Genomic DNA, 19,720 nt, shown 5'->3' with positions numbered 1-19,720 from the left:
TGCCGGAAAATACTTTTCCCGAAGCGATTGCAGCCCGCCGAGGCGCCGACTTCGTCTTTAAAGGAGCCCTCAGGGTTTCTGACTCCGACACTGAGCTCCTTACCGTCAGTCTGGCCGTTGCATCCGGATCCTTGACACTGGCCGGAGAGCACCTGGGGCTTTTAATCGGCGGAGAGAATAGATCGCGGCAGCTCGTTCTGGAGGGTACCGCGGATCATATCAATGCAGCACTCAGCAGCCTTGCCTACAACAGTGGCGGCAATGCTGTAACTAATGATACTCTCACTATCTCGATCAGTGATGGGATCGGAACGGACACCGGCCAAGTTGCCATCACGGTCCAGAATACGGCTCCTGAGTTAAGTGCGTCAGTGACAAGCATAGTCTACACGGACACGGTTTGGACTGATCAATTCCATCCCACCAATGGCCAGCTGTCGAGCTCCGATCTAGATCCACTTGACCCAAAGATCTACGGAATCGAGTCGGGAGCAGCTTCGAGCAGCTTGGCTGGCTACGATCAGGCTGCCGTCGGCAACTATGGCACCCTGTATTTAAACACCACCACCGGCAGCTATGTCTTTCAGCCTGACGGGCGAGCCATCGAAACACTCAAGGCAGACATCTCGGAAACCTTCACGCTGTTCGTGACCGACGGCCTGGCAATTACAACAGAGACTATCACAGTCGACATCGCAGCCGTGGACGATGGGCCGGTCGCGGTTGAGGCCATCCCTGACCAAAGTGTGCGTGAAGATACAGCCTGGAGCTATCAGATCCCGGCAAATTGCTTCACGGACGCTGACGATGATGTGGTGTTCATGGCAGCGGCACTCGCTCATGGTGACCCGCTGCCGAGCTGGCTCACCTTTGATCCAGGCACAAGATCCTTTTCGGGAACACCGCCCCTGAACTTCAACGACTCGCTGGATATTGCCGTCATTGCCAACGACTGGTGGTTCGGGGCTGCGCGCTTCACGCTGACGGTTACCTCGGTCAACGACAAGCCAACTGTGGCTTACACCAATACAGTCACGACATCGGAAGATACAGCATCCGCCGCAATCGCCATCGGAGCGACTGATCCGGACGGAGACCGCCTAGCCTACTCACTCAAAACCGGGGCAGGCCCTCAATCCGGCTCGGTGACAATCAACCAGACCGACGGCACCTTTCGCTATACACCGGCTGCGAATGCTCATGGTCAGGACAGCTTTACGATCCTCGTCTCTGACGGGGTTGAGATCTCGGAACAGGTGGTTTCCGTCATTGTCACGCCGGTTGGCGATGCGCCGATACCAGCAGCAGACGGCAATTTTGTCCTCGGCGAGGAGGACACCATCCTCACCGGCAGCTTGCCGGTGGGGTCCGATCCCGACGGAGATGCCCTCACGTATGAGCTAGTCACGCCGCTAGCAGGGCTCGCCCTGAACCCGAACGGGACCTTTACGTATACCCCGTCCAGAGAATTCAGCGGATCTGTCGGCTTCGAGTACAAAATTGTGGACTCGTCGGGAGCCGAAAGCGCTCCCGTCCATTTTGGGATCAAAGTCAACGCAGTGAACGACGCCCCGGTCGCAACGGACGACGAAGCGACCGCTGCCGAAGAAGGCCAAATCGAAATCGACGTGCTTGCCAACGACGTGGATGGGGATGGCCCAAAGAAGTATATCAGTGACGTCAAGCTAGATCAGGGTCAGGGGTTTATCGGAATAGTCCAATACGATTATTATGGTGGCAGCCGTGTTCTCTTCACAGGAGCAAAGGACTTTGTTGGCGATGTAATCATTACCTATACAGTCACGGATGGCATTCTGTCGGATGAGGGGCAGGTTGTCGTTACAGTCACTCCCGTTAACGATGCGCCCGTGGTCAGCACGCTAACCCTAACGACGGTTGAGGATGTGGCGTTGTCGTTCGTCGCTACTGGAGACTTCGACCCGGATGGGGACAGGCTGAGCTACGCAGTTAAGAGCGGAACGGCGCCTCGGAAGGGAACGGTTTCCTTTGCCGATGACACCTTCACCTACACACCCAACCAAAACGCCAGCGGCCCAGACAGCTTCACGATCTTGGTATCCGACGGCCACGGGGGCCTGTCCGAGCAGGCGGTGAGTGTCACAATCAAACCCGTCAATGATGCGCCAACAGCGGTTCTCAGCATTGCCGCTCAAAGTGTGGCTGAAGACGCCTTTTGGTCGTTCCAACTCCCTTCAGGAACTTTCGTCGACATCGACAGCAGTCTTGTTTATTCGGCCACATTGACTGATGGCACGGCTCTGCCCCTGTGGCTGCACTTCCATCCTGCAACGCAGTCGTTCTGGGGCACTCCACCACACTTCAATGGAACGCTCGATCTCAAGGTCACAGCCGGTGACGGAACGCTCACCGCATCCCAGTTGTTCACGCTGACTGTGACCCCTGTGAATGATGCTCCGGTTGTCGCAAGTACGGTCCGCGACCAGCTTGTGGCAGAGGATGGCCACTGGTCGTTCCAGGTCCCTGCCGATACCTTCACGGACATCGACAGCGATCTGACTTTTACGGCAACCCTGGCTGACGGTTCAGCCCTGCCCGCTTGGCTCACCTTTGACCCCACCACCCAGACGCTGTCTGGAATACCGCCTCTGAACTTCAATGGTCTATTAGGTCTCAAGATTACCGCGACGGATGGCGAGTTTTCGGTGGCGGATACTTTTAACCTCACGGTCACCCCCGTGAACGATCCACCCAGCGGGCTCCACCTGTTGACTTCGACGGTGCACGAAAACAGCAGCAGTGGAACGGTGGTTGGCAGCCTCCTAGGCCTCGATCCGGAACTGGGCGATACGCTCAGCTATACTCTTCTCGACGATGCAGGAGGGCGCTTTTCGCTCCAGGGCGACCGGATGCTTGTCGCGAATGGATCGCTGCTGGATTATGAGCAGGCTTCAAGTCATCAAGTACTCGTTCGCGTAGCCGACCAGTCCGGAGCGACTCTCGATCGGGCCTTCACGATCTTCCTTGCGGATATCAATGAGGCGCCCTTAGGCATATTCCTTCGCCACGGGATGGTTGCTGAGAACAGCAGCATGGGGACTGCCGTTGGAACCCTCCTCGCTACTGACGCGGATGCGCGCGAGACCTTTACCTTCAGCCTGATGGATGATGCGGGCGGTCGCTTCCGCATTGAACACGATCAGCTTGTGGTGGCCAATGGCACCCTGCTCGACCACGAGCAGGCCAAGAGCCATCAGGTCATAGTGCGTGTCACCGACGGCGGCGGCGCCAGCCTGGTGCAGAGTCTTTGGGTTTCCGTCGCCGACGTCCTGAACGAGACCAGTCCCGGCACTGCGGGACGCGACCACATCGTTGGCGGCACTGGCCGCGATAAGCTGTCCGGCGGGTTGGGCAATGACGTCCTGACCGGGGGGGCTGGCAAGGACACGTTCGTGTTCAATACCAAGCTCGGCACCTCCAGAACGGACCGCATGGTCAACTTCGACCAGATCACTGACTTCAATGTGACCGACGATTCGATCCAACTCGATAATGCTATCTTCAAGAAGCTAGGCACGGGCACGCCTGCCAAGCCCAAGCAGTTGGCCAAGGCATTCTTCACCATCGGCGACAAAGCCAAGGACACAAACGACTACCTGATCTACAACAGCAGGACGGGCGTTCTGTCCTATGATGTCGATGCCTCTGGCAAGGGTATTGCCGTCGAGTTCGCCGTCCTCAAGAAGAGCCTCAAGGTCACCGAAAAAGACTTCTTCATTATCTAGATGGAAGCTGCGGAGCTAAGTGTGCTTGGCTCCGTACGCGTTGCCACAGTAGTTCATCTGCCAACCTGCTGCGCTTGCACCGCCATTGGGACTCCGCTGCAACCTTGATGATTGCAATGCGGCCCGATCAAGTCTTCCAGGCGGGAGTAGGATCTATGGATGCGAATAGATGCACCGGCACAAGCATCCCATTGCAACACAGAATCTGCCAGAAGCCCTATCACGAGTCGCACAGGTTGATCACTTTGCCACCTTTCGGGAGGTGCTCAACTGGTCGCGTCCCGCGGAGAGTTGCGCGTATCCGCCACTAATGAGACTTATGCGCGGGCGGTGAAATCGCGATCTTGATGACCGTGAGAGACGTCTCCCATGTCGCTTCTCCGAGACTGGCAGTGGTGATGGCCAATGCTTCCATTGGGAATGTCTGAAGGCACACTTCGCCTCTGATCAAGCAACAAAGGCATATAAGCGCCAGCAAGACGCAGTGTGGAAGCTCCAGCAGGCTGCTAGGGAGACGCGCAAGGAGGCTCGGAAGTCTGCCAAGTCTTACCGCCAACCCGACAGTCGCATCCGCTGTAACCCAGAAAGGCCTCGACCTCCCCCTTTGGGCAGTATGACAACCTTAGACGTATGCATAGTGTGCAGGAGCGCTCTGGGCCCCCTGAGCGCTACCTTACCGCGTCCCGCGGCCCCACCATCTATGTTGGGTTTTTCTTTGCTTGGATTGAATACGCCCAGCTGAGGCTCTTGCGGAAAACTCAGGCAGGGCGCCATGCCATGATTGCCCCTGCGGCACGTCGCGTCTGCTCGACGCGAAACATGACAAGTGTTGGAAAGGAAAACGCCCCAGCCGAGGAGCTTCGGGCCTCGGCCAGGGCGCAAGCGGAGGAAAGGAACGACCTCCGCAACTCTACGGGCTGATCCGCAACGCGCCCGGTCAAGCGATCCTGAACCTGACACAGTAAAGAATTTGTATGCGTTGAGTGGGTTGAAAGCAGCCTCGGGATCATGGCCTGTTGGTATGGATGAGCCATGATCCCTTAGCTCAAGAAGTCGGGCTTGCCCCAAACAATAATGAATTCACTCTGTCAATCGCTTCAGTAATGTCGCGTGCTCTCAACGCGGACAGTCAATACGATCCTGCTCGGAAGAGAAAGTCCGGCAAATGCCTTAGGCTGAATGGCGCATCGTCGGTCTGCGAACGAATACGCCCCGGCCGATGCCTCTTCCAAACATCAGCCAGCGCACGTGCAAGCTGTCACCAGCTCCGCACGGCGCGCGTATTGCCGAGTGCCGATTGACCGTCAATGAGACTGTTGCTCGATGCTTAAAATGGGAGCGCCCTGACCGAGCGGGATCTGGCTGGCTCGACCAAGGCGCATGTGGCTACCATGGGAGTGCAAGCCACGAGACGAAGGGTACTCTGTCTCGGCTGTCTCACAACGTCTCAGACAGACATACGCACTCGGCTTACGGATTAGCTCATAAATGAAAGCGCCCCGGCCGAGGACCTGGAGAGTACTCAGCCGAGGCGTTCGCCAATGCTTGGGGGCTAATGGCTCTCACTCGATGCCAAGTGCCAGCCTAAAAGTCAAACGCCCCAGCCAAGAGGGTAGAGCTCTGAGCCAGGGCGCTCTGCGATGCCGGTCGAACACCGCATCTCTACGGGCTGATACACAAGGCGCACAGTGATGTCAGTCTGTCGTGACATCGTAAGAAATCCCAGCCGCTTTTCGGCGCGGCTTTTTCCATCAGACTCTCCTTATGTTTCTCCCATTATCGGCTCTGGAAAAGGATCGGGCGGGAGAGGATAGGCCATTTGGCCTAAGTGCAGAATCAAAGCTTAGCCATATAAAGGCGGCAAGGACATCAAATGAAGTCCTGCACCGATGTAGCCCCCGCTTCCGGTGCTGACTTTGGCGTCTCGTGCGCAGCCCCGTCTTCTGGCGGGGTTTTTCTTTGGGCAGATAAGAAAACGCCCCAACCAAGAAACCGGGCGGGGCTCTCAGTCAGGGCGGAAGAAGTGTCTCCTCAAGGGAAAGCATCCTCCGGCACTGACTGTCCGTCAACGAGACTGTTAATTGTTGGTTAAAATGAGAACGCCCCAGCCGAGTTTTACCAGCACACGCTCAGCCAGGGCGCCGTGGCCACCGTAGGGGCAAAGTCGGCCACGACCTAAAGCTAAGCGGATCTGCCGACCTCAGCATGTTCCAATCCGGCGATACGCCCTTAGCTTGTGAAGTAGCCCGAAAATGAAAACACCCTAGCCGATAAACCGGGGCGGGCTCTCAGCCAGGGCGTTATGCGATGCCGGGTAAACATCGCATTCTCTACGGGCTGATACACAACGCGCCCGGTTCAGCGATCCTGACCTGACGCAGTAAAGAATTCGTAGACGCGCCGAGCTACTGCTTCCGACTGATCCTTCGAGCCCGTGGCGCGGTCCTGTCGACGCAATAGATAAAGGCCACCGCTAAACTGGCAGTGATGACGGGTATTGCCACGGACACACACAAAGACAGCATCGGGGACGCAATCGCTCAAGAGGCGGCGGTATACACGCAGACGCCAATCAGTTGATCAAGCCCCATCCAATCAGCCGAACGACTCCAACCCGCACTGAGGCTTTTCTGCACCATGCGGATCTCAGGACTGGTCAGATAGGCAGCCCATCGCTGGGGAATAAGCGGCTTTCGGTAGCGATGACCACCAAACGCCAGTAAGTGGCTGGTAGGGTGAATCTTTCACCTCCAGCCTCCATCTCGATTGGTCCATTGTAAAACCGCGCGCCTGTGAAGATCCGCAGCAGCGTCGCAATCCTCGGCATCTGTATGTGCGGCTCCCATTCGTTCAGATCGGCCGTTCCCGCCCTAGAGCCATGTGGAGCGGCATGGGTCAATCGATCGTCCGAACGATCCGGTGGTTGAGTCGGTCGCCCTTAGGAGTGCGCCCGCGTCGATTGACGCCGGAAGCTTTAAGCTTAAAGTATTTGCGCTTCCGACAGGCGAAGCATAAACAAGCCGAGGGGATTCAACTTATGAGCGATACAGGCCGCCCGACGGAAGACTCCAGTCCCGCCCACAAGGGGATGCACCGCCGTGGCTTTCTTCGCAGCACCGCAGCCTTTGCCGCGGCCAGTGCAGGAGCCATGACCCTCAGCCCCGGGACCGCAGACGCACAGAGCGCTGGGCCTTCCGTAACTGCGACAGGGGGAGAGTTGATCATTCGCGGGGGGCATGTCCTCTCGATGGACAAAAGTATCGGAGACCTCACCGCGGGCGACGTTCATATCAGGAACGGCCGGATCGTCCAGGTCGGAGAACGCCTGGAGGCACCCGGAGCGGAAGTCGTCGAGGCCGGCGACATGATCGTGATGCCGGGTTTCATCGATGGGCATTCGCACCTCTGGAACGCGTTCTTGCGTGGCTCGGTCCGCGGTGATGATCGGATCAGGGGTTATTTCCCGACAACAAACAGAGCCGCCCCGCTCTGCACCCCCGACGATGCGTTCAACTCCGTCAGGTTCGGCCTGATGGAGGCCCTTCTTTCGGGAACGACCTGCGTCAACAACTTTTCGCACAACACCCGGTCCGTTGCCCATGCCGAGGCCGAGATCCGTGCGTCGCTCGATGTCGGGGTCCGCACGCGGTTCTCGTATGGCCCTCCCGGGCGAGAGCAGAGGCTCAATCGGGCCGGGCTCGAAGAGGTGAACAAGCGGTGGGGATCGGCGAACCCGCTCGTGAAGATTGGCGTCAACCTCGATACGCCAGCTCTGGAGGTCCTGAAGAGCGGCGGCGATGACAAGGACTTCATTGACGATGTGCGGTTCGTCCGAAATCTCGGTTTGCCGATCTCATTCCATTACGGGAACACCGCCCACGGCCTCGTCGGGATGATGAACAGGAACGGACTGCTCGGTCCGGACATCCTGATGATCCACACCCAGGGTTTCACCGCCGAAGAGCGCGAAGCCATGGTTGGGAAGAATGTTCAGTTCTCGATGTCTCCTGCTATCGAGATTCCCTATTCGACCGTGCGCAACGGATACATCCAGTTCGCGGAACTGGAAAAGCTGGGAGCTAGCCTCAGTCTTTCCGTCGATGCCTCGAGCGCCATGGCCACCGCAGACTTCTTCACGGTGATGCGGGCGCTGCAATGGTCCCATAAACAGCGATCCGATGTGGATCGGACACTGGAGCCGAAGAGGATCGTTGAAATCGCCACGATGGGAGGTGCAAGAGCCCTAGGGCTTGACGCCGAGATCGGGTCGCTCACTCCCGGGAAGCAGGCGGACATCATTTTGATCCGAAAGAACGACATCAATATCGCTCCCGTCATCGACCCGTATTATTCCCTCGTATACTCGGGAAGCCCGCGCAACGTGGACACTGTCATCGTCAATGGCGAGTTGGTATTGAGACAGGGCAAGCACAAGAGGCTGGACATAGCGGAAGTTGCAGGTGCCGCTGCCCAGGCAGGAAAGGATATGCACGAGAAGCTGGAGAGAATCATCGCCAGCAGCAAGTGACAGTAAAAGTCAGTCGATCGAGGCGGATAGGTGTCAGGGAGTTCCGGTCCCCGACACCTATCCATGCATGGAGGGCGCCGAGACGTGCGTCACGAACAGCGGCAAGGCGGGGTCGCTGGCTACCACGTCATGCCGTTCGGCAACCGCAGGTACAGTCCACCCAGGCCTCAAGGTGCAGCTCAGCGCGCTTCCGCTTCAGTTCCTCGTCAACTCTCACGTCGCTCCCACATCAAGAAAAGTGGAGCGGGAAGCTACCGGACAAACCGGATCAGATCTGGTGGTTCTTGCTACCTAAGGCCGGGAATAAGCGGCCCGACTGAGTCAGCCTTCAATCCTCAGGCCGGGCGCATCCGGTCAGGGGACGATCCGCGACCGATGAACGAGGTCTGTCAGCGGGGTCGTCAACCTCTCGAATTGAAAACGCCCCGGCTGAGGAATTGGGTTCAAGGAACCTCAGCTGGGGCGTCCCGCGCTCCTGTGGGGGCACGAGCGCGGGGCGATTACGCCAACCAACCGTGGCTATATAATGGATGCCTGAAGGCCTACAGCAGGTCAGTGTCGCGAAGAGCGAGACTCAAGCGGGGATCATCCATCGATTGCCCTGGAGCATCGGACGTTCACACGAATTCATAACCAGCGGCGTTGAAGTCGCTGCGGCACTACTCCTGCGGCTCGAAGCCGTCACAGATCTCGCACCCCGTCAGTTATACCGTTGAACGGAGTGTGGTGGGCTGGCATAGTCGCGGTATGAAGACCCGCTTCCAGCACACGCCGCTACAGTTAGTGAGAAGCGAGTACCGTGACGACGGCTCGATCCGCCCGTCGGACACCATCAACATAGCTGGCACGAATGGCCGGGCTCTTGAGCTAGTCTTCCTCGGCGGCGAGCATGAGGTGCCACTCATTCGGGTGAAGTTACCGAGGCGCGATGAGGGCACCATCCCCTACTGATTGTGGAGGCGGCGGAGATCATGGAGTGGCTCTACAAGTTGATCGCTAATAGCAGCGATGCGGTCATTCTCGCCGGGGGAGTGGTCAGCACCGCCGTTCTCGCCCTTGTTCTCGCCCTGATCTCGCGGCGGCTTCTCTTTTCACCCCACGACGAGGCGTTCGAGAGCCACAGCAAACTGGCCGACGTGGTCCATGGAAGCCTTCTGGCGTTCTCCGTTTTCGTTCTTGCTCTGGTGCTGACGGAAGTCCGCTCCAATCTCGGGAAGGCTGATGATACGGAGCTTCGGGAAGCTTCGGTCATCGCACGGCTTGTTCGAGACCTCCAGACTTTGGGGACCGAGGATGCGTCAATCGCGGGTGAGCGCGTTAAGGACTATGTCAGGTCGGCGGTCTCCGCAGAGTGGGAGATGCTCGCCCGGCATAATCCCTCGCTTGCAGAGGAAACAGATCGTGCCTTAGCGTCGCTTGTCGCGCAGGTCAACAAGGTGGCAGCGGACAATCCCGCAGCCGCCAACGCCTTACGAGCTTACCTGGATAAGCTGGAAGATCTGCGCCAGAGCCGACTCGAGTTCGCCACAAAGAGTGTGCCTCCGGTGTTCTGGTGGGTGATGGCCGTCTTCATCGTCGGCGCAATGATCATGAACGGACGCCATAAACTGGACGCCTTCGGAATGACGCTGCTCACCTTCCACATGGGGGCAATCGGGTTGGTTATTGCTTTGATCCTGGTGATGGATTCACCGTTCAGAGGAGAAACGAGCGTCTCACCGGCTTCGCTGGTGAGGGCTGCGAGGCTGTCTCCACCGTAGTGCAACTGTCCAAGTCGAGCCCGCTCGGGTCTTGGGAGCCCTTGAGCTAGGCATAGCCTCCGACTCCGTCAGAACCGCCACTGCTCTAGTCCGGCGATGCCCTCGATCAGCTCGTCACGGACGAGGTTATGAAGGCTGCCGCACTCCTCGCAAGCGAGCCKGTCGTGCATTTTAATCCGAGCGATCGACTTCTCAGTCTGATGGCTGCAGGTCGGGCAGGGCAGTTCAAGTTTTGCATTGTCAAACATGATTAACCCCTTGCGAGGGCTCGTGAAGCACGGCTTCTGCAACAAATTCGTGTCATTGGCCGGTACTCTTAAAGGAGCGGCTCACTCCTCAGGTTCGGCCAAAGGCGACCGGCGTGAACTGTTTTGTGAGGTCGGCCTGTTCCGAAAGATCTGCTTTGCTTTGCTCGCGGCCTCCTCGCGCGCCATGGTGAGCATGCGCTGACGAACCTCCTGAAGGTTTCCATGCCGATGCCCGCAACCGCCACATGTGACGGTTGAACCATTATCGGCCTTCAAGGGGACAACGGCATCCTTGAAACCGCATCGCGCGCAGGGAAAGTGGAGATGGATCATTGTTGGTTCTAGAGGGATCGTTTCAGCTCTGCAGTCTTCCGGGCATCGGTGGAACCCGGTTTCTTGGCTGCGTTCAGGGCTCTTGAGCTTTCAAGTTCCGCCTCGGCCTCCTTTTGCCTCTGCGCTACCACGAGAGGTGCCCGAACTAATCCGACTGTCCCGGATTTGCCAGCGATACGCCAATCCCCTTTAAACGGCAGCACGATCGGCTGCCATTTCTATCTTATTGGTCGCATGCTCTGCTCTGGTCAGTGCCGGATAAATACTGGTTTCACCGGGAAGTATCTGAGCCACGCCAATCTGGACCGCCAAGCCTGGGCGAGACAAGTGCGGCGGACGAATTTGCTCCGCCGCAATGTGCAAGCGTCGGGCGACGACCTGAGCGCCGGTCCAATCCGTGTTGCGAAGCAGAACCGTGAGTCGGTCGTCTGACCAACGCGATGCAATGTCTCGGTCCCGCAAGCCTCGGCATAGCTCGGCCAGGGCCAACAATTCGGCTGTTCGGACGCCTCGCTCATTCGGAGCGTCGGGCGCTTGCAGCACCTTAATCATAAGCAGCGCGAGCGGATTTTCGAGCTTCGCCGATCGTTGCACTTCAGAGTCGGCGATGCTCAGGAACACGTTGCGATTGAGCAGACCTGTGACCGGATCCAAAGCGCCATGGGAAACGACGCGAGAGTGACCGGCCGATTGGCTCGCCAAAGGCTCATCGCTTTCAGGGTCTTTTTGCTCCCGCTCAACGGTGATCGGGCTCGTGAACAATTGCTCGACGATAGCCACCAGGCGTTCTACGAGCGAACTATCCTTACCCTCTGCCCAACGCCCGACGGCAGCTTCAAGAGACCGGTCGAACCGGAGTTCGCGGGCGAGAGCAAAGAGCGCAGGGTCGCCGTAAAGTGCAATAGCCTGCTCCAGTTCACCAATTCGGGTCTCTTCAAGTTGCCCAAGCCGAAGTTCCTGATGGAACTGCGCGGCCAAAATAGATAGGTCGGGTCCAGTTGCGCTGTCGTGAGACGGTGTTTCATCGAGCGGAGAGATGTCTACGGACCGCACTGGCCCAGCGCCAGCGTTCTTGCTTCTGCTCAGAGCAAGGCCAAGAATGCCGAAGCCGGCTGCAGTGAGCCCGAGCTGAAATCCTGCTGTTTGAAGGAGATTTGGCCGCCAGAGCAATTCAACCTTGATCGGCTCCGATGTTGTACCCAGGCTACTGACGACATCTGCAGGTAACGTACAGTCGAAGAGGGCGATGCCTCGCCCCTTTTGATCCGGTAGCGGCTCGGCCCGGACGAAGTGTGCGGTGATCACGTTAGGCAGGATCGCGTCACGGACAGTGAGCGAGACTGAGCCCTGATCGGCAGCCAGATCATCGATTTCAGCCTGCGGCAAGGCGATCCGTGCCACAAAGCCGGGCCCAGCTGACAGCGCCAAGACTGGAGCCCCAATCGCGGCCAATTCAGGAGCCGGATGGCGAAAGACGACATGGCCCTCGAATGGAGCACGAACGCGCATTTCCTCAATCGATCGGTTGGCTTCTGCCGCGACGATGTCGGTCTCCAGCCCGGCAGCCTCCACCTCCCGCCCCGCCGCAACCAGGGCACGCGTGCGGTCTGCCGTGAGCTGGCTTGTGATGTCAGCCAACTGCTCGCGGTAAGCACGGATCGACGGCGCGACCACATGCGTTCTTTGCGCGATCTCAGCGTGCTGCCTCTCCAAACCTGTGTCAGAGCTTTTATAGCGGTCCTCCATGGTCTTCAGGCGTGTTTTCAGAGAGGCCAGACTTACCTGCTGCCGATTGACCTGCAGTTCGGCATCGACGAAAGCCGATTGTCGCTGGTTGAACGCTGGCAGCGTGATGAGCTGCCTCTTGAGATAATCGGAAGCCTGCTCGGCCGCAGTTTGAGCGATTTTGAACTGGCGCTCAGCTGCAGCCAGAACTGTCTCGGCCGAAGCGATCTCAGCCTCAATCATCCCTCGCTCGCGGATCCAGTCGGTGAGCAGGTCAGCACGCTGCTTGTCGATGTCTCGTTGCGCTTTCTGCAGGTCAAGCAGAATACGTTCTTCCTCTCCCAAGCGAGCGTGAATGAGCCCTTCCCGCTGTAGGAGTGTCTGATCAATCGGCAGGGGCTTTGCGCCGACAGCTTCCTTTCTCGCCTGGGCTTGAGCCGCCTGAAAGGCGAGAACGTCTATTTGGCTTTGGCGGGCTGCCGGAACGAACTCGGCCACGATGTCGTTCGCCTTGACCATATCGTTCGCGATCAAGCGCAGCGTTGTGTTGTCACGACGACCGTAGACAACGAAAAGGTTATTGCCGCCTGCAATGCCCTCCCGTCGTTCAGCTTCTCTAAACGCCCACGTGAGCATGACGCTGCCAGCACCCAGGATCACGAGTGCAAAGCAGAGTTTTTGTGCAGGGCGTGGCGGATGAGGACTCCGGCTGTTCCGCTTCCGCCACACCAGGAGACTGTACGAGGCAAAGAAGACCGCAAAGCCCAGAATGCCACCGAAAATGGCTACACGAAGGAAATCTCCCCCTTCAAGAGCCAGCATCAGCGATTCATCCCTTCCGATTGGTGCCGCCGAACCAGAGAACGCGGCCGACAGAGGCTCGCGCTCGGGGATCCAAGCGCCCCGGTCGAGTTGCTTCCGGTTTAATGTAATACTCCAAAATGGGGTAGTCCGTTGGGAAAATTAGTGCTTTAGTTAAGAAACTGCTGTTTCTTGCTGCCGACCTGTACCAATTCTGGAATGATTTCTATCGTTCGTTAGCGTTAGGAGCGTACAAGCTTCATACGATCAACCGGATAAACGCGCCGAACAGCAAAAGGCACCCTGCCGATCAATAAACCCAACCCTTTTACTTTGTGAGCCTCTGCGGGCGATCTTCAGAAAGAGGTTGGATCGCACAAGGAAGTAACCTATGGATCCTTTCGCATCCGAAGAGCGATCTGCCTCAGCGCGGCGAAAGGCGGACGGATAGGTTTTGCCCATCAATAAACTGGTAATCTTCTTTATCAAGCCAATCAACCACGACCAATAACCACGCAGTTCCCTTCGATGTTACCGGCAGTCGCTCACGGAGAATTCAGGTCGGTTCGGCGCGACGTTCCACGACCGCTGGTCAACTTGCTCGCGTGCATCACCTTGGTCTATGGCGTCATACTCACGGTAGCGCTGCCATGGAGCCTTCTTGAAACGTCTGGCACGTGGGCTGGTTCGGCGACGACCGGCTGGTTTGAAGAGATTGGTCGCGTTCTTCTGGCCGTCATTGGCAGCCTTATGATGCTTCGCTGGTGTATTACCCAAGGCATCGCCTTTGTCAGCCATGACAGGATTAGGCGCAAAGTACCAGAGTCGCTTTCTTCGCCGCCCTTTGTGTCCATTCTCGTTCCCGCGTGGAACGAGTCAGACACGATCATATCGGCTATCAACTCCCTTATCGCGCTCGAATACCCGCGCTATGAGGTCATCGTTGTTGACGATGGCTCATCCGACGACACCTTCGCGAAGGCGAGCCCTTTAGCAGGAGACTATGGACGCTGCTTGGTCCGAGTGTTCCGTAAGGACAATGGCGGCAAATGGTCAGCGCTCAATTATGCCTTTAAGCAGTCGAGCGGCGCACTCATCCTGTGTGTGGATGCAGACTCGCGCCTGAGCCATGATGCACTGGCAATCATGGTGCCTCGCCTTCAAGAGCCAGGAGTGGTGGGCGTATCAGGTCAGGTTGCTATTCGAAACCGAGCAAATCTGCTCACCCGTCTTCAGGCACTGGAATACCTTCTGAGCAATGGCGGCATGAGGATGGCTTTAAGCCACCTTGGAGTGGTGACGGTCGTACCGGGCCCAATCGGGCTCTATAAACGTTCTATTTTGGAGCAGATCGAACGACTGCCAGGGAACCGCCTCGGTCAGCCGGTATCAGGTGGCAAAGTGTATGGCCCTCTCTCCGACGAAACCTTTGCCGAGGACTTTCAGCTTTCATTATCTGCTCTCGCTCTCGGCGGACGCATTGTCTATGAACCCCGTGCCTGCGCTTATACCAAATGTCCCGATCGCGTTGAGACACTCATAAGCCAAAGATATCGCTGGATCCGGGGGACGTGGCAGGTATTCACACTCTATATGAGAGACCTACGGCCGCTGGCGCGTAGGAAAGGCGGGTTGCTCGATCCTGTGATGATGCTGATCTATCCAGTCGATATCTATTGTCTGCCTATTGTAAGTTTTGTTGTGGTGGGATCCGTTGTGGGTGGGATTGCATCGGGGCTATCCCTCGGGATGGTCGCTGAATGGGGTGTCGCCGTTGGTTTGCTGAATATCCTTACAGCCACGGTCCATGTACTTGAGCAGGATGAGGAGCTCTCTTTGCTCCCTCTCGTGCTTCTGATCGACCTGTATCAAAGCCTGCTTGTCAACTTTGCGTGGGTCATCGCCGCGATAGACGAGGTGAGAGGAGCCCGCATGAAATGGTGACTGCTCTCCGCCGTGAGGATCCAGCGACGGACCCGGTACGCGTGCAGGCGAAATCGAACCATAAGAGCCGTTGCCGGAGATGAGGAGCCGCGCAGGGGCGGCCCTGGCGTCGCGGGTGCCATCCTCTGGCTTGCATCTGCCACAGTCCATGCGGTTATCGAAGTGACAACCCTTGCAGTTGCAGCGGCTGCTCATGAAACTGGCGGATTTCATCGGAATTTAGGTTATTGGCTGATCCCGCGATTTGCGCGGGGCTAAGTTCAGCACAATCGTTCATTGGAGCGATTTCTTTCGTTTGACGCTTTTGGAGCGTCTGATCTTTACGAGTGTAGGTCCATGTTTCGCCACTGCAGTTGCGCCCATAAGCCCCAATCGTGTTCTCAACGGCAATCCATAGACTGTCGGAGCCAGGGCAATGGCCCTCATACTGGCCGCTGTAGGCGCCAATTCGTGGATAGCAATCGACCGATTGGGCTTGAGACCGTTCCAAGCAGATGAAGAAAAGAAAAACCGCTAAAGTGAACTGAGGCATGACTGATCCGATGGCGGGCGAAAGAACAATCTACAACTGGCTCGACCTGACCTTTCGTGTGTTACCGGATCTCCGACGAGCGCCTTCAGGTCGGGCCTGGCATTCTGCCATTCGAATAAAAATCTAAATGGGTGAGCCTCTAGAGGAAACCTCGAACACCGCCCCTAACAAGCTCTGATACCATTAGCTTTTTCCCCCTTCCGACCGCCTGTTGTCCATTAGCTGCGTCTGCTAGTCAAGATCGAAACCTCGAGGCCATCATGGGCCTGCCGCTCGCCCGTGTTGGCCTGGAAGCTGATCCTCTGTCGCGGTGCCTGCATGCCGGCCTCGTGAAGGCAGCGCTCTCCGCCATACCAGTCGAAACGGATCGCAAGGATGCCCGCGGCATCGCTCAGAGGGTGCGGATGAGCTCGTACAGAGCTGGCTCGGAGAATTTGGACAGCGGCATAAGTGGAGTTTCTGCCTGACCGCAGCCAGAATGGCTGCCGAACAGGAGAAGCTATGAGCAAGCGACCACGCTGGAACCACTCTCCGGCCTTCAAGGCCAAGAAAGCGCTGGCTGCCGTAAAGGGCGAGAAGACCCTCACGGAGCTGGCCCAGCAGTTCGATGTTCACTCGAACCAGATCACGCAATGGAAATCGCAGTTGCTCGACGGAGCCGCCGGGGTGTTCGGGCCCGAGCCCAAGGCGGGAACTGACGCGCCGCCGGTGGATGTGACGACCCTGCACGCCAAGATCGGCGAACTCACTCTGGTCAACGATTTTTTGGAAGGCGCGCTCGGCAAGGTCGGACTGTTACCGAGCGCAAAGCGATGATTGATCGCTCACATGACCTGCACTCACCAGGCAGGTTGCATTGAGACGCTGGAGGAAGCCTTGGCCCGCTACGGCATTCCTAAGATCTTCAACACCGATCAGGGCAGCCAATTCACCAGCCATGACTTCACCAGCGTGCTGCTCAAGAATGACATCGCGATCAGCATGGACGGTAAGGGCGCCTGGCGCGATAACGTGTTTGTCGAGCGGCTGTGGCGCAGCATCAAATACGAGGAAGTGCCTCTGAGGGCCTATGATACTGTCGCAGAGGCCCTCACTTCGATCGGTCAGGATCTGACCTTCTACAATGGCTGGAGGCCTCATTCGAGCCTTGACCGGAGGACACCCGATCAGGCTTATTTCAACCCGCTCCCGCAACTCGCGGCAGCGTAATCCCGGCAGACGCTCTACTTAGCCAGCCGAAATCGCTGTTCAAACAAATCGAGCCATCTCATACGAGCAGCGCCAAAAAGCCCCTTCAGACAGGAGAGCCTTTTTGCAAGGCACTCACCCTCCAGGAGGCTCCTTTCGCGGATCAGGAGAACACTGTCGTGCTCTCCTGATCGGTTCTCCAGGTCGTATCAGATGATGTAGAAGTCCTTGTAGGTGAGGCCGAGACCTTTCTTCACCTGAGCGAACTCGATAGCAGCCTTCGCGCCCGAGCCGTCCACGTCATAGGACAGCACACCCGTCTTCTTGTTGTAGATGATGTAGTCGTCCTTGTCCTTGGCCTTATCAAGAGCAAAGAACTTGCTTGAAAGGGGCTTCGGTTTGGTGGGCGTACCCGAACCCAACTTCTTAAAGATTGCGTTGTCCAGCCAAAGGCTGTCGTCCTTCACCGAAAAGTCCTTGATGGTGTCGAAGTTGACCTTCCGGTCCGTTGCCGACGTGCCGAGCTTGGTGGAGAACACGAAGGCATCCTTGCCCGCACCACCAGTCAGGCTGTCGTTCCCCAACGAACCGTTCAACTTGTCGGCGCCACCTCCGCCGTTGATAGCGTTCTTGCCCTTATTACCCGTGATGCTGTTGTTTAGAGCATTGCCGGTCAGCGTGATGTTGCCGCTGCCTCCTGCAACAAGGTTGAGTGACCCTTCAGGGAGAGTAATGCTCACGGTCGTTTCGACTGTTATGGATGGAGTGACCACTGGAGGCTCAGGAGGTGCCAATAACTGGGCACGGTTGAATGTGCCATCGGTGAACTGGTAGAACTCCACCTCCGTGATCGTTTGCACGCTCTTGGTGGATCGGTGTGTAACGAGCAAACCTTCCGTCGTTTCAGAGACCGTATAGTCGGTACTGTTGCCGGAAAATACTGCCGTATCGTCACCGTAGCCGCCATCCAGCTTGTCATTCCCTCCTGCACCTAGCAGCGTGTCGTTACCCAAGCTGCCTGAAAGGACGTCATTGCCTAAGCCGCCGTCCAGAATGTCATTGCCGTCGCCACCATCTATATTGTCAGATCCAGCATCGCCGTAGATGCCATTATTATCATCGTTGCCTGTGAGCCCATCGTTGAAGCTGGAGCCCCGCAAGATTTCGATGCTGTAGAAGACGTCACCTTCGGCATCGCCGCCAATGCCAGCAACCCCAGCTTTCAAGCTCACCTGAACGGCGGTGCGTGACTGAGCGTAGGAGGCGACGTCTATGCCATTTCCACCGGTTAGTGTGTCACTTCCATCGCCTCCGTCTAGCCAATCGTCACCATCGCTGCCGAAAATCGAGTCTTGACCGTATGAACCGCTAAGAGTGTCGTTGCCGAACCCTCCATCCAGAGTATCGTCTGCTTCCGTCCCCTCTACAGCATCGGAACTATCGCTTCCTGCGAACAGCATACCGGGAATCACAACGTCGAAAGCCTCGTCCGCAAATTGTAATTTGTTGATATTGCGCAGGATGTCGGTGCCATCTGACGCCTCAACGATGAGGACGCCGTTTCCTTCCTTGATGATATAGTCATGGCGGCTACCGGAATAGACGGCAGTGTCGATGCCACCCCCCCCATCAATGGTGTCGTGGCCCGCGCCGCCTCCCAGGATGTCATTGCCTGCTCCTCCATTGATGGCGTCATTACCGCCGCCGCCCCCAAACAGAGAAAATTTGYCATCAGAAAACTGGAGAACTTCGATGTTCTTCAGAGCGTCCGCGACTGCTGGAACATTCGATCCAACTTGGGAAACAACTTTCCAGACGCTCCCGGCCTGAAGCATTACGCTGTATGAAGCCCTAGAACCGCTGTAGACAGCTGTATCCTGACCTAATCCTCCATCGATGCTAGCCCCGACAGAGCCATTTAAGTCCTTGATGATGTCGTCACCTGCGAACGTCCGCATCAAGCGACTGGAGTTTCGATCCTCAATGACGATGCTTTTCGTGTAATTTGTCGTTACATTGTAGTGCAGAGGGATGTTCACATAGATATAGGTGGTCTTCCACGACTGATCCGGCGTTCCCTGCGCATACCAAGAGCCTGCATTGACTTCTGCGACGTAGTTTACCTCGCCACTGCTCGTCTGATAGGCGATGAAACGCGGCAATCCTTGGCGTTCCAAGTTGTCCCAAACGTACAGATGTTGCGCCTTTACAGCCGTATTCGCCGAGAGAAACTGAATGACACTGTTTCCCAACGGTTGGAACTCGTCATGCAACGCCACATGGAGCCGCCCAGTCCCGTCGTTGAGCATCAGGTAATTCGACTGACGGTCATTCAGATAGGTCCACTCGCCATTGACAGATTCTCCTGTGCTCTGCCCAGCCATTAAGTACGAGTTGATGCCGGATCCATCGAGGTCGACCTGCTGGAGAGAATAATCGACCTCGAAGGTCGCCCGCGAGTAGTCCGGATTGAGACTGTCGGTTTTGTCTTCGAAGCCTAAATCACCCTTGTTCTGAAGCATCTCCAGGACGCTGGGGAACCGTGGATCGCTCTGGTTCCACATCGAGCTTCCAGCCAGGATATCCGTCTTGCCATCATGATTGAAGTCATCGGTCCAAACCCGGTATGTGTGAGTAACGTTCTGACCCCATTCTGAAACGAACCCARAATACTCAGGTTTGGTAGACAGATAGGGAGTCAAAACCGTCGGGTCTCCAACTACGTCTCCGTTCTCGAAGCGGAAGACCGATATCGTGAACGGTTGGCTTGGAGGATTTCCTGTATCCCCGACGACAAGAAACTGTTCGCCATCGGTGCCCTTTGGCGAAAGAGCGATGCTCATTCCATATATCTGTGAGGAAAGAGTGAGGCTGGTGTTGGCAACGAATGCACCATT

8 protein-coding genes and 2 pseudogenes are annotated in these 19,720 nt (G+C 57.1%); 6 read left to right on the top strand and 4 right to left on the bottom strand.

The window, feature by feature from the left end; all coding sequences use genetic code 11:
- Positions 1-131 precede the first annotated feature (131 nt).
- From ACXJKO_RS20730 to ACXJKO_RS20720, 3 genes are all read left to right on the top strand, one after another.
- Positions 132-3,764 carry a tandem-95 repeat protein gene (locus tag ACXJKO_RS20730; protein WP_457092974.1) on the top strand — a complete coding sequence of 1,211 codons (3,633 nt, stop codon included), beginning with the start codon at positions 132-134 and terminating at the stop codon, positions 3,762-3,764.
- Positions 3,765-7,011: 3,247 nt separating this feature from the next.
- Complete coding sequence (locus ACXJKO_RS20725) at positions 7,012-8,292, top strand: amidohydrolase family protein (RefSeq protein ID WP_457092973.1); 1,281 nt, start codon at positions 7,012-7,014, stop codon at positions 8,290-8,292.
- A 971-nt stretch (positions 8,293-9,263) separates the two neighbouring features.
- On the top strand, positions 9,264-10,052 hold the full coding sequence (locus ACXJKO_RS20720) for a bestrophin-like domain (protein WP_457092972.1): 789 nt from the start codon (positions 9,264-9,266) through the stop codon (positions 10,050-10,052).
- A gap of 68 nt (positions 10,053-10,120) precedes the next feature.
- Here ACXJKO_RS20720 and ACXJKO_RS20715 read toward each other — a convergent pair whose 3' ends face one another.
- Both ACXJKO_RS20715 and ACXJKO_RS20710 read right to left on the bottom strand, forming a co-directional pair.
- On the bottom strand, positions 10,121-10,342 hold the full coding sequence (locus ACXJKO_RS20715) for a YnfU family zinc-binding protein (protein WP_457092975.1): 222 nt from the start codon (positions 10,340-10,342) through the stop codon (positions 10,121-10,123).
- 480 nt (positions 10,343-10,822) lie between these two features.
- Entirely contained in the window at positions 10,823-13,180 is a 2,358-nt protein-coding gene (locus ACXJKO_RS20710) for a diguanylate cyclase domain-containing protein (RefSeq protein WP_457092971.1), read from the bottom strand.
- A 507-nt stretch (positions 13,181-13,687) separates the two neighbouring features.
- Between ACXJKO_RS20710 and ACXJKO_RS20705 the strand changes: the two genes are divergently transcribed.
- The gene (locus ACXJKO_RS20705) at positions 13,688-15,103 is read left to right on the top strand and encodes a glycosyltransferase family 2 protein (protein ID WP_457092970.1); all 1,416 of its coding nucleotides are present in this window, start codon (positions 13,688-13,690) and stop codon (positions 15,101-15,103) included.
- 154 nt (positions 15,104-15,257) lie between these two features.
- Here the strand turns inward: ACXJKO_RS20705 and ACXJKO_RS20700 are convergent, their stop codons facing one another.
- Positions 15,258-15,635: a hypothetical protein gene (locus tag ACXJKO_RS20700; protein ID WP_457092969.1), complete on the bottom strand. Its 378-nt coding sequence runs from the start codon at positions 15,633-15,635 to the stop codon at positions 15,258-15,260.
- A gap of 260 nt (positions 15,636-15,895) precedes the next feature.
- On the opposite strand from ACXJKO_RS20700, the pseudogene ACXJKO_RS20695 reads away from it, so the two are divergent.
- Both ACXJKO_RS20695 and ACXJKO_RS20690 read left to right on the top strand, forming a co-directional pair.
- Positions 15,896-16,057 (top strand): annotated as a pseudogene (locus tag ACXJKO_RS20695) (IS110 family transposase); the annotation flags it as partial.
- Between the two features lie 79 nt (positions 16,058-16,136).
- Positions 16,137-16,844, top strand: a pseudogene (locus ACXJKO_RS20690) (integrase core domain-containing protein).
- Between the two features lie 188 nt (positions 16,845-17,032).
- On the opposite strand, the gene ACXJKO_RS20685 reads toward ACXJKO_RS20690, so the two are convergent.
- Positions 17,033-19,666 carry a hypothetical protein gene (locus ACXJKO_RS20685; protein WP_457092968.1) on the bottom strand — a complete coding sequence of 878 codons (2,634 nt, stop codon included), beginning with the start codon at positions 19,664-19,666 and terminating at the stop codon, positions 17,033-17,035.
- Positions 19,667-19,720: the final 54 nt, after the last annotated feature.

The sequence above is a fragment of the Microvirga sp. P5_D2 genome (genome assembly GCF_054049475.1).
Note: the sequence above shows the minus strand (reverse complement) of the source record. Positions and strands in the feature narration are given on the sequence as shown.

Excerpts from the sequence above, each read along its gene's own strand:
- ACXJKO_RS20725 (WP_457092973.1), top strand. The coding sequence starts at position 7,012 with ATGGACAAAAGTATCGGAGACCTCACCGCGGGCGACGTTCATATCAGG.
- ACXJKO_RS20720 (WP_457092972.1), top strand. The coding sequence starts at position 9,264 with ATGGAGTGGCTCTACAAGTTGATCGCTAATAGCAGCGATGCGGTCATT.
- ACXJKO_RS20710 (WP_457092971.1), bottom strand. The coding sequence starts at position 13,180 with ATGCTGGCTCTTGAAGGGGGAGATTTCCTTCGTGTAGCCATTTTCGGT.
- ACXJKO_RS20705 (WP_457092970.1), top strand. The coding sequence starts at position 13,688 with ATGTTACCGGCAGTCGCTCACGGAGAATTCAGGTCGGTTCGGCGCGAC.
- ACXJKO_RS20700 (WP_457092969.1), bottom strand. The coding sequence starts at position 15,635 with ATGCCTCAGTTCACTTTAGCGGTTTTTCTTTTCTTCATCTGCTTGGAA.